The organism is Martinezella calliandrae (assembly GCF_030272695.1).
Classification (GTDB): Bacteria; Pseudomonadota; Alphaproteobacteria; order Rhizobiales; family Rhizobiaceae; genus Rhizobium; species Rhizobium calliandrae.
The window spans coordinates 42,154-53,463 of sequence record NZ_JARFYN010000048.1 but is presented as its reverse complement, the minus strand read 5'-3'; the positions used below and the strand labels follow the sequence as shown (position 1 = coordinate 53,463).

Below are 11,310 nucleotides of genomic sequence, written 5' to 3'. Positions count from 1 at the left end.
CGTAATAAGCGAAACCATCAGAAAGCTCCAAAACAGAGCTCCCTAAAGAATCCATATCACATCAAACCGCCACACCTTTTTTCAAATGCGATTCCCCTGGCGAAAGCTTATTCGCACGTGCAACAAAAACGCCGCCGGAAAGCCGGCGGCATTCGCAAACTTTCGGCACCTTGCGGTGTTATCAGGATTTAGCGGCAGACCTCGACGCGGTAGGGCCGGCCCCAACCGTCATGGCGCCATGCCCAAAAGCAGCTGGGATAGGCGCGTACATAGGCCGGAGCGTAATAGCTTCGGTAGGCCGGATAATAAGCCGGATAGACCGGATAGGCCGGTCGTACCGCCTCAGCCGCCAAAGCGCCGCCGACGACACCGGCGGCAAGCCCGCCGAAGAAGGCGCCGCGCTCGGAGGCGCCGGCAGTGGTGGTGGTTACCGCGGCGGCGCCGCCAAGCGTCAGCGCGATCAAACCGGCCGTCGTTAAAGTGCGAAGCACAGACATTGACATCCCTTTCCCAAAAAGAGCAGAGGCCTCCCAGCCGAAGCCGGGTTTGAAGTTCCTTGGAAAAGGGGGCGAAGTCGCGGCCAAAAACAGGGCCGCTACATTAAATTTTGTTCATAGTAAATAGCAAAAACTGGTTGATTTCACTCTAGAAATCCGTCGGAACGCCGCCTTCCTTCTTGCGCTTGGCGACGAAGGCGTCGAGCTCTTCCTCGATTGCCGGATCAAGCGGAGGACGCTCGTAATGGACGAGCGTTTCCTTGAAGATGCGGTTGGCGTGATCATAGGTCGTCGGCCGGCCGGCTTCGGTCCAGGTCTCGTGGTTGCGCCAGTCCGACAGGATCGGCGAATAGAAGGCGGTCTCGTAACGGGCGAGAGTGTGCGCCGTGCCGAAATAGTGGCCGCCGGGGCCAACATCGCGCACGGCGTCGAGCGCCAGCGCGTCCTGGCTGACATCCAATGGTGTCAGGAACTCGGCGACCATTTGCAGCATGTCGACATCTAGGATGAATTTTTCGAACGACGCAGTCAGCCCGCCCTCGCTCCAGCCGGCGGCATGCAGCACGAAATTGCCGCCGCCTTGGGTCAGCGCCCAGAGCGATAGCGCCGATTCATAGGCTGCCTGGGCATCCAGTGTATTGGAGGCATTGGTGTTGGAGGTGCGGTAGGGGATGCCATAGCGGCGGGCGAGCTGGCCGCCCGCAATCACGGCCTTCATATATTCCGGTGTGCCGAAGGCGGGCGCTCCCGTCTTCATGTCGACATTTGAAGTGAAGCCGCCATACATGACCGGCGCGCCCTTGCGAACCATTTGTGTAAAGGCGATGCCGCACAGCGCCTCGGCATTCTGCTGCACCAGCGCTCCGGCGATAGTCACCGGCGCCATGGCGCCCGCCAAGGTGAAGGGCGTGACGATCACCACCTGACCCCGTGACGACATCTCGATGATGCCCTGCAGCATCGGCCCGTCGAGGCGCAGCGGGGAGGAGGAGTTGATGATGGTGAAAAGCGACGGCTCGCGCTCCATCTCTTCCATGCTGATGCCGCGGCCGATGCGGGCGATCTCGATAGCGTCGAGATTGCGCTGCTTGCCGAGCGAGTAGCAATGAAACGCCTTGTCGGTAAGCTTGACGATGTCGGAGAGGCAATCGAGATGTCGCACCGAGGCGTGGATGTCGACAGGTTCGACGGGGTAGCCGCCGGTCATGTGTATGATGTCGTAGGATTGGGCAAGCTTGATCAGCTTGCGGAAGTCCTCCTGATTGCCGGCCCGCCTGCCACCCTCGCGATCCGCGACGAATGGCGCCGAGGCAACCTGGGCAAAGACGAGATTCCTGCCGCCGATCTGAACGTTTCTCAGCGGATTGCGGGCATGCAGTGTGAAGGTCGAAGGGACGGAGGCGATCAGTTCCGTGATCATGCCTCGGTCAAAGCGGACACGCTCTGTGCCGGGCGTGACGACGGCGCCGGCAGCCTTCATGCGCTCGCGCGCTTCCGGCAGGATGATGTCCATGCCGATTTCTTCGAGAATGGTCAGCGACGCCTCATGAATGTCGTCGAGTGCCTCTGGCGACAGAAGCTCGGTGCGGGCGAGGTTGTTGACGAGATTGAGATATTTCGCGCCACTCGGCTTGCGGCTTCGCTCGGCCCCGCGGCCTCCGACCCGGCGGCGGCGCTCGACCGGGATGGTAGCAGTGTCGGCCTCGTGCTGGGCCATGTTTCTATCGTCGCTCATGCTCTCGCTCCACCATTGTCTTGATAGGATTCTTGGCAGAGTTCCGCATCGCATGCTGCCGTCGTTTGCGACCTAGGAGTGACTGTTCTGGGATAGTCAGTAGCCTGAACGCGACGTTCAATGCGCTGGCAATATGGTTAACGCCTTGTTAAAGCGATTCGTGATAAGCTTGGGTTCAGTAATCTTTCATGGGGCGGTGAGAAGTGGGGTCCTGTTGAACTCGGACGGTGAACTGTTGGAGATGGCTTGCCGCCGGATCGCCGATCTGGACCAGCCGGCCTATGTCAAGAATAGCGATCTGCGCTATGTCGCCGTCAACGAAGCCTATGCGCGCTTTTTTGGGCGCGATATCTCCGATTTCATCGGCAGTCGCAGCCGCGATCTTTTCGACAGCGGCGAAGAGGTCGACCGCGAAGACAAGGAGCGCCGAGCGTTGGTTTTCGGCTCCGAGGAGATGGCGCTTTGCTTTGACCCGACGGGCCGTAGCCGTTCGCGAGTGCAGATTGAAAGTTTTTCGCCCTCGCAAGACCGGCTCTACGTCTTCGGAATGTTTCTCGATGCGCCGGTCATGCCTTCCTCAGCTCCAAAAGAGGACGATATTTTGGGCAGTCACGTCGATGAGATCGGCGTTTACCGCACCATTCTCGAGGACTTGCCGGTTGCCACCTTCGTGCGCGATGCCAGCCATCGGCTGATCTATTCCAATGAAGCCTATGCAGCCATCACCGGGCTGAGCCGCGCCGAGGTGCTGGGCAAGACCGAACATGAGATGTTCGAAACCGGTGCCGACGATTTCTTTACCCAAAACGAGCAGGTGCTGAATGAAGGGCGCGGGCTCGAATTTGAAGGCGAGGTGGTCGATCGGTTGCATATGACGCATCCGATCATGACGCGCGTCAACCGCGTCGTAGCCTCGGACGGCACGCGCTACATCGTCGGGTCCATGACTGATATTTCCGTGCTGAAGCTGCGCGAGACCGAGCTGATCGAGGCCCAGGCGCGCGCCGAGGCCTTGCATCAGGATCTGGAGAACATCCTGCGCTCGATGCCGATCGGCGTCATGATCCATGACAGCAATTACGTGGTGGAATACACCAACGATGCCTTTTACGACATCTGGGATTTCCCGAAGCACGAACACTTTGAAGGCCTGACTTATCGCGATCTCGTCGCCAAGCATTTCGAGCTCGGCCGCTACGACGCCGACGCCGGCAGTATCGACGATATCTATCAGGCGCGCGTGGAGGCGTTGCGCCATGCCGGGCCGCATTTCCAGACCGAGATGAATTTTGCCGACGGCAAATCTGTCATCATGGATGCTCGCCGAATTTCGAACGGCCGCACCCTGGTCGCCTATGCCGACATCTCTTCCGTGCGCCAACAAGCTCGCGAGATCAGCGAGGCGCGCCTGGCGCTCGAGCATCTTGGCGAGCTGATGACGGACGCCACGCATGCCATGTCGCAGGGACTGCTCATCGTCCAGGACGGCATCATCATGCTGGCAAGCGATGCATTGACGGATATGCTGCGCGTTCCCCCAGATTATCTCGAGGTCGGCAAGCATTGGTCCATCGCCTTTGATCATTGCGCCGCGCGTGGCGACTTTGGTGACGAGCCGGAGGCGCTCCGGCTCTCCTGGCGCGAAAGCATGGCGGCCAACAAGCCGGTCTCGGCGGTGTTCCAGGTCGCCGGCGAGCGCTGGATGCAGCTCGAAGCGACGATCAGCGAGAGCCGCCGTTGGACCGTAGTGCTGACCGACGTGACCGAGATGAAGGAGCGCGAGGCCGAGTTGCAACTGCTGCTTTCGCGCAGCGAAACCGCCGATCGCGCCAAGTCCGAATTCCTCGCCAATATGAGCCATGAAATCCGTACGCCTATGAATGGCGTTCTCGGAATGGCGGAACTTCTGGCCAAGACCGATCTCGACGCCCGGCAGAAGACTTTCATCGATATCATCGTCAAGTCGGGCAATGCGCTGTTGACGATCATCAACGACATCCTGGATTTCTCGAAAATCGACGCCGGGAAGATGCGTCTGCGCAAGGCAGCCTTCGATCCCGCGGAGGCGGTGGAGGATGTCGCGACGCTCCTGTCGTCGCCGGCGGCGGAAAAGGATATCGAGTTGTTGGTGCGCACGGCGCCCGATGTGCCGGCCATGGTGCTCGCAGACGCCGGCCGCTTCCGCCAAATCGTCACGAACCTTGTCGGCAATGCGGTCAAATTCACCGAGCGCGGCCACGTGCTGGTCGATTTGAACAGCCAGCCGATCGACAATGGTGAAATCATGCTGTCGCTCCGTATCGAGGACACCGGCATCGGTATTGCGGACGAGAAGCTCGATTCCATTTTCGAGAAGTTTTCGCAGGTCGACGCTTCTTCGACGCGCCGCCATGAAGGCACCGGTCTCGGCCTCGCCATCACTGCCGGACTGGTCGATCTCTTCGGCGGCTATCTCGAAGTCGAAAGCGTATGGGGCAAGGGCTCGGTCTTCACCGTGCATCTGCCCGTGTCGCAGGCGGCCACGCGCAGCGAACCCCGTGTGGTGCCGGTCAATGTCAAGGGCGCCGGTATCCTGGTCGTCGATGACAACGAGATCAACAGGCGGATATTGACCGAGCAATTGGAGCAATGGGGTTTTGACGGCTACGCCGCCGAGGACGGCAAGACGGGGCTCGCGATCCTGAATGCCGCTTTCGATATGGGCGTGCCGGTCGATGCCGTGATCCTGGACTATCACATGCCGGAGATGAACGGCGATGACGTCGCGCGCGCCATCCGCGCAGAACCCCGCTTCAACGGCGTGTCGCTGATCTTCCTGACATCCATGGACGTCGCCTCCAACGACAAGGAATTCGCGGCGTTGAATGGCCAGGCGCATCTGATGAAACCCACGCGTGCCAATGTGCTGCGCAGCACCATCATCGATATCGTGCGTAAGGCGCGGCGCCAGGCGATGAGCAGCGACGAGCCCACAGCCTCACCGCAGTTGCCGGTTGCTGCCGAAGCAGTGGCCGCTATCGAGGCCGTCGAACGCGGGGTGGCGAAACCGGTCAGTGCTATCGATATCCTCGTCGCCGAAGACAACGAGGTCAATCAAATCGTCTTCACGCAGATTTTGCAGGTCACGGGCCTGCGCTTTCTCGTGGTTCAGAACGGCCAGGAGGCAGTGGAGGCCTGGCAGAAGCTTCGGCCGTCGCTGATCATGATGGATGTCTCCATGCCGATCATGAACGGCCATCAGGCGACGCGTATGATCCGGCAATTGGAAGCAGACGCCGGGCAGGGCTGGCACGTACCGATCGTCGGGGTCACCGCGCATGCCCTCGATGTCGATCGCGACATGTGCTTGGAAGCGGGCATGGATGACTATATGTCCAAGCCGATCAGCCCGGAGCTTCTAGAAGCCAAGGCCCGCCGCTGGCTCGGCGATGCGGCGCTCGGGAAAGAGCGTTCCACAAACTAAGCCTGCCTAACGCCGCACAGCATTTCACGTTTTCCCGCAAACCCCTTGCGTCGTTCGACGGTGAAGCCCGCCGCCTGCAGGTTGCGGCGCACGAAGCCGGCGGCGGCGTAGGTGGCGAAAGTGCCGCCGGCGACTGTCTTGTCGTGGAGACGCTGCATGAGTTCCGGCGACCACATATCGGCGTTTCGGGAAGGGGCGAAGCCGTCGAGATACCAGGCGTCGAAGCCCGCTGCTGCTTGGCTCACGCCCTCAAGCGCCGGGCCGCAGACGACACTGAGGCGCGTTTGGGCGTCGAGCGCGAGCGTGATGATGCCTCGCGGTTCTTTGGGCCATACAGCGACAAGCGACTGACGTTCGCCGTCGATTTCAGGCCAGTGCGACAGTGCGCGATCGATCTCCTCGGCGCGCATCGGGTAAAGCTCGAAGGACATGAAATGGAGTTGTGAATTCCGCTTGCGATGCTGGCGCCATTGCCGCCAGGTTTCGCAAAAATTCAGGCCGGTGCCGAAGCCGAGCTCGCCCAAAAGGAAGCTCTGTTGTTCATTCCATCGCTCGGGCAGGCGGTTGCCAGCGAGGAAGACATGGCCGCATTCCAGCCGGCCGTCGGTCTGGCAATAAAAATGGTCGCCAAATGCGGTCGAATAGGGCATATCGCCCTCGCGCCATTCCAGCGCTTGGCTTGCCGCATTGGTCTTCGCCGCGGGCGTTTGATCGGAAACTGGATCTATCATGGGAAGAGCCGATAATCCTCCGGGGCTTGCCGGTCAATCGTCCGTCGAACTGCTGATCGTCGGCGGCGGCATTATGGGCCTTTGGGCGGCGGTGCACGCGGAGCGCCTGGGAGTCGAGGCGTTGCTGATCGATGCCGGTCGGATGGGGCAGGGGGCAAGCGGTGGCCTGCTTGGCGCGCTGATGCCGCATATGCCGGACAAATGGTCAGACAAGAAGCAGTTTCAATTCGATGCGCTCGTATCCCTGGAGCATGAGATCGCGGCTCTGGAAGCGGCCACTGGTCTTTCCGCCGGATACCGACGTTCCGGTCGGCTGATCCCATTGCCGAAGCCGCATCTGCGCAAGATTGCGCTGGGCCACTCGCAGGATGCCGAAACGCATTGGCATCACGGCGAGCGGCGATTTCATTGGCATGTGCTCGACGCTGCCCCGACAAGCGACTGGATCGATCCGGCCGCCGGCGAAAGCGGCATTGTTTTCGACACGCTCGCCGCTCGCGTTGCACCTCGGGCCTTGCTGAGGCTTCTGGTTGGCTTTCTCGATAAGGCGAAATATGTTCGGCTTTCCGAAGGCGTGGAAATCCAGAGCATCGATCCGGATCGCGCCACCGCGGCGACCCCGGAGCGCACAATTGGTTTCCGACGCTGTATCCTGTCGGCCGGCCATCGCTCCTTTCCGATACTGGATGGATTGACGCCCGGTCATGGGTCGCCCCTCGGCGTGCCGGTCAAGGGGCAGGCTGCCCTATTGAAAGCCGACGTCGATGCCGCACTGCCGGTGATTTTCCGCGACGGGCTCTATATCGTGCCGCATGAGGGTGGGTTGGTAGCGGTCGGCAGCACGAGCGAGAACCGTTTCGCGGACCCCCAGTCGACGGATGATAAACTGAATGACCTCGTCACCGCTGCGCGGGCCATGGCGCCGGCGTTGGCCAATGCCGAAGTGGTCGAACGTTGGGCTGGTTTGCGGCCGAAGGCAATCGATCGGGACCCCATGGTGGGAGCGCATCCGGACCATCCACGGCTCATCGCGCTGACGGGGGGATTCAAAGTCAGTTTCGGTCTGGCCCATCGCCTGGCCGAAGTAGCGGTTCGGGAGGCGCTCGAAAATCCCTGTTCTTTCAAGCTGCCCCAAGGTTTCGCGCTTTCGAACCACATTGCGGTAGCATCACATAAAACGTGAATATAAACACCGCTCAGGTCGTCAATCTGTCACGCAAATCACCTATCTCCTTGCCTGTCAGCAGCCGGTTGGATCAGCCGGTTTATCGCGCTCTGGAGGAGATTTTATGCGCTACGCCATTTGCTTCACGCCGTCTGCGAGCGATCCGCTGACGCTCGTGGCCGCAAACTGGCTTGGACGCAATGTCTATTCCGGCGAAATGCTCGATCCGCCCGCCATTCGCGGACTTGGTATCCATGAAATCGCCTTCCATACCGCGGTGCCGCGCCGCTATGGCTTCAACGGCATTTTGAAAGCTCCATTTCGACTGGCCGAGGATATGTCCGAGGCGTCGCTGCTGCGCGATCTCATGCGCTTTTCCGGTACGGTGACGCCATTTGAGATTCCGCGGCTGGAAGTCGCGCGCCTTGGTGGGACATTCGGCCTGGTGCCGTCGAACCCTTGTCAGCAAATGCATTTCCTCGCGGCGTCGCTGGTTCAGGCCTTCGACCACTATCGGGCACCGCTGACGGAGGCCGAAATCGAGCGCAGCGATCCGGATAACCTGTCGGCGGCGCAGTTTGCCAATCTGCACCGCTGGGGCCATCCGCACGTCATGGATGAGTTCCGCTTCCAGATGATGCTGACGGGCACGGTCAGTCCCGCCGATCTGACGCGCATGGAGCGGGTATTGCGCGATATCTTCGAGCCGGCGCTTGCCGAGCCAGTGCCGGTGTCCAACATCGCGCTGATGACGGAAGAAGGTACCGGCGGGCCGTTCCGAGTTCACTCCCTCCATCCGATGGGCAAAGTCAGCGCTCGCAAGATCGCCTAATTGCTTGCAGGTGAAAGGAAAGCGGGTATCGCACTTTCCGTCTCGACTTTCCGGCCATGGATGCTACCGTCGTCACGTAGTTGAGAAGGTGCTCTGATGTCCGATACTTATCCTCGCAATCTCGTCGGCTATGGCCGCCATACGCCCGATCCGAAATGGCCTGGCGATGCCCGTGTCGCGGTGCAGTTCGTGATCAATTACGAAGAGGGCGGGGAAAGCAGTATTCTTGACGGCGATCCCGCATCCGAGAATCTGCTGTCGGAAATCGTAGGTGCGGCAGCCTGGCCAAATCAGCGCAATCTCAACATGGAATCGATCTATGAATATGGTTCGCGCGCCGGTTTCTGGCGGTTGTGGCGCATGTTCACCGAGCTCAAGGTGCAGGCGACCGTCTATGGCGTGACGCTTGCCATGGCACGCAATCAGGAAGCGGTCGCCGCCATGAAGGAAGCAGGTTGGGAGATCGCGAGCCACGGCTATCGTTGGCTGGAATATAAGGACTTCTCCGAGGATCTGGAGCGCAAGCATATCCTCGAAGCCGTCCGCCTGCATAAAGAGCTGACCGGTGAACGTCCCTACGGCATGTATCAGGGAAAACCTTCCGATAATACGTTGCGCTTGGTGATGGAGGAGGGCGGTTTCCTCTATTCGTCGGATTCCTATGCTGACGATCTGCCCTATTGGGTCGATGGTCCCGAGGGCAAACCCTTCCTCATCATTCCCTATACGCTCGAGACCAATGATATGCGGTTCGCCACGCCGCAAGGCTTCAATTCCGGCGATCAGTTCTTCACCTATCTGAAGGATGCCTTCGACACGCTCTATGAAGAGGGCAAGGAGGGTAGCCCGAAGATGATGTCTGTCGGCCTGCATTGCCGTCTGGTCGGCCGGCCGGGCCGCGCGGCAGCGCTGAGGCGCTTCATCGACTATGTGCTGAAGCACGACAAGGTCTGGATACCCAGGCGCATCGAAATCGCCAATCACTGGTACCAACATCACCTTCCTGCAGGTACGCCCTGAATGATATCGCGCGACGATTTTGTGACCCGCTTCGGCGGCGTCTTCGAGCACTCTGCGTTCATTGCCGAACGCGCCTATGATGCCGGCGACATTGTCGAACCGTTGACGTCAGGCGGCGTACATGGCGCTTTGGTTGCTATTTTCCGCGCGGCCAGCGTTGACGAGCGGCTTGGCGTTTTGCGGGCGCATCCCGACCTCGCCGGCCGGCTGGCAATTGCGGGCAAGCTCACCGAGGACAGCCGAAAGGAGCAGGCGGGTGCAGGACTTGACCGGCTGACACCTTCTGAGCACTCTCGCTTCACCGAGCTCAACACGGCTTACGTGACGAAATTCGGCTTTCCTTTTATTTTTGCGGTCAAGGGGCTCGGCAAAGACGACATCCTCACCGCCTTCGAAACGCGGATCGGCAATGACCGGGACGCGGAATTTGCGACGGCAACGGCACAGGTGGAGAGGATCGCCCTGCTGCGCCTGCAATCCATGCTTGCGGAGTCTTGAATGACCGACAACGCCGATACTAGCCTCCCATCCTTCGCCCTCGGTGCCATCAGTCTTGCGTCCGCCCGTCTCGAGCATGTGCGTTTTGCCATGGATCCGGAGGGCGGCGTCATGCGACTGAGGCTTTTCGGGAACAAGGCCTAAGACATGACCGGTAGAGGCCCCATCCATTACCTGGATCAGATGCAGAGGGCGGCGACCGAAGCGTGTCATTTTGTTCGAGGGATCGAAAGGGCATCGTTCCTGGCCGATGATCGTACTCAATATGCCGTCGCATACAGCCTCTGTGTCATTGGTGCGGCGGCTGCCCAATTGCTGCATGACTATCCGGAATTCGGGCCGGACCATCCGGATCTAGATTGGAATGAGATGCAAACAATGAGCAAGCGCCTGCTATCCGACGGGATCGCGGCAAACGTCGAGGACGTCTGGACGACTGTCGGGCATGCGATCCCCGAATTGCTCACGCAGCTCGAATCCATTCGCCGCTGGCGGGCGGAGGGGGAGTGACGACCATGACCCAGACTCTCGATATCTTCCCTCTTACAAAGGCCGCGTTTGCGCCTTTTGGCGATGTCATCGAAGCGGACCCGGCGACGGTGAAGCTGATCAATGGCGGTACGACGGAGCGGTTTCATGCTCTTGCCAGTGCCGAGGCGGCGGGGGACGAAGCGCGCGTGATCATCAACCTGTTTCGCGGCCAGCCGCGGGCCTTTCCATACGCGGTCGAGATGATGGAGCGCCATCCCCTCGGCAGCCAGTGTTTCGTGCCGCTGAACGATCGGCAGTATCTTGTCATCGTTTCGAAGGATGAGGACGGTAAGCCAGGCACGCCGCGGGTTTTTCTGGCGCGCGGTGACCAAGGTGTGAACTACCACCGCAGTGTCTGGCACTACCCGTTGATGACCCTCGATCAGCCGAGCGACTTTCTCGTTGTCGATCGTGACGGGCCGGGCAACAACCTGGTGGAATTCTTCTTCGACACCCCCTTCATCATCGGAGCGCCTGCCCTATGACCGGATTGACCACCCATGTGCTCGACACTGCCCTCGGCAAACCGGCCGAAGGCCTGGCGATCGATGTCTTCAAGATCGAGGGCGAGACGCGTAAGCATCTGAAGACGGTCACGACCAATTCGGACGGACGCATCGACAGTGGGCCGATACTGGTCGGCGACAGTTTTGTCGCCGGCACCTATGAATTGCTGTTCCGGGCCGGCGATTATCTCAGTAGAACCGGGGCCAAGCTGCCGGAGCCGCCGTTCCTCGATCTCGTGCCGATCCGTTTCGGCATCGCCGACACGACGGCGCACTACCACGTGCCGCTGCTGTTGTCGCCCTATGGCTATTCCACCTATCGCGGGAGTTGA

13 protein-coding genes are annotated in these 11,310 nt (G+C 60.3%); 10 read left to right on the top strand and 3 right to left on the bottom strand.

Annotation, left to right across the window (positions count from 1 at the left end):
• A partial coding sequence (locus PY650_RS27650; protein WP_285882855.1) for a hypothetical protein occupies window positions 1–192 on the top strand: 192 nt, incomplete at its 5' end.
• On the opposite strand, the gene PY650_RS27645 is transcribed toward PY650_RS27650, so the two are convergent.
• Both PY650_RS27645 and PY650_RS27640 read right to left on the bottom strand, forming a co-directional pair.
• On the bottom strand, window positions 189–497 hold the full coding sequence (locus PY650_RS27645) for a hypothetical protein (protein ID WP_285882853.1): 309 nt from the start codon (window positions 495–497) through the stop codon (window positions 189–191). The two genes, PY650_RS27650 and PY650_RS27645, sit on opposite strands and share 4 nt — an antisense overlap.
• A 148-nt stretch (window positions 498–645) precedes the next feature.
• Window positions 646–2,232, bottom strand: a complete 1,587-nt coding sequence (locus PY650_RS27640) for a trimethylamine methyltransferase family protein (protein ID WP_285882851.1) — start codon at window positions 2,230–2,232, stop codon at window positions 646–648.
• Between the two features lie 214 nt (window positions 2,233–2,446).
• On the opposite strand from PY650_RS27640, the gene PY650_RS27635 reads away from it, so the two are divergent.
• Complete coding sequence (locus PY650_RS27635; RefSeq protein ID WP_285882849.1) at window positions 2,447–5,695, top strand: response regulator; 3,249 nt, start codon at window positions 2,447–2,449, stop codon at window positions 5,693–5,695.
• Here the strand turns inward: PY650_RS27635 and mnmC2 are convergent.
• The gene (mnmC2, locus tag PY650_RS27630; RefSeq protein ID WP_285882847.1) at window positions 5,692–6,426 is read right to left on the bottom strand and encodes a tRNA (5-methylaminomethyl-2-thiouridine)(34)-methyltransferase MnmC2; all 735 of its coding nucleotides are present in this window, start codon (window positions 6,424–6,426) and stop codon (window positions 5,692–5,694) included. The two genes, PY650_RS27635 and mnmC2, sit on opposite strands and share 4 nt — an antisense overlap.
• Between mnmC2 and PY650_RS27625 the strand changes: the two genes are divergently transcribed.
• The 8 genes from PY650_RS27625 to uraH all read left to right on the top strand — a co-directional run bounded on the left by PY650_RS27625 (window position 6,425) and on the right by uraH (window position 11,310).
• Window positions 6,425–7,609, top strand: coding sequence for an NAD(P)/FAD-dependent oxidoreductase (locus PY650_RS27625; protein WP_285882845.1), 1,185 nt, complete (start codon window positions 6,425–6,427; stop codon window positions 7,607–7,609). The genes mnmC2 and PY650_RS27625 overlap by 2 nt on opposite strands.
• Before the next feature lie 106 nt (window positions 7,610–7,715).
• Window positions 7,716–8,423, top strand: a complete 708-nt coding sequence (locus PY650_RS27620) for a DUF1045 domain-containing protein (protein ID WP_285882843.1) — start codon at window positions 7,716–7,718, stop codon at window positions 8,421–8,423.
• Between the two features lie 93 nt (window positions 8,424–8,516).
• Entirely contained in the window at window positions 8,517–9,443 is a 927-nt protein-coding gene (gene puuE, locus PY650_RS27615; protein WP_285882857.1) for an allantoinase PuuE, read from the top strand.
• The gene (gene uraD, locus PY650_RS27610; RefSeq protein ID WP_285882841.1) at window positions 9,444–9,941 is read left to right on the top strand and encodes a 2-oxo-4-hydroxy-4-carboxy-5-ureidoimidazoline decarboxylase; all 498 of its coding nucleotides are present in this window, start codon (window positions 9,444–9,446) and stop codon (window positions 9,939–9,941) included.
• Window positions 9,942–10,085: a hypothetical protein gene (locus PY650_RS27605; protein WP_285882839.1), complete on the top strand. Its 144-nt coding sequence runs from the start codon at window positions 9,942–9,944 to the stop codon at window positions 10,083–10,085.
• A gap of 3 nt (window positions 10,086–10,088) precedes the next feature.
• Window positions 10,089–10,451: a HepT-like ribonuclease domain-containing protein gene (locus PY650_RS27600; protein WP_285882837.1), complete on the top strand. Its 363-nt coding sequence runs from the start codon at window positions 10,089–10,091 to the stop codon at window positions 10,449–10,451.
• 5 nt (window positions 10,452–10,456) lie between these two features.
• A complete protein-coding gene (locus tag PY650_RS27595; protein ID WP_285882835.1) occupies window positions 10,457–10,957 on the top strand; it encodes an ureidoglycolate lyase in 501 nt (166 codons plus the stop codon).
• A complete protein-coding gene (gene uraH / locus PY650_RS27590; protein ID WP_285882833.1) occupies window positions 10,954–11,310 on the top strand; it encodes a hydroxyisourate hydrolase in 357 nt (118 codons plus the stop codon). The genes PY650_RS27595 and uraH overlap by 4 nt, the downstream gene beginning before the upstream one ends.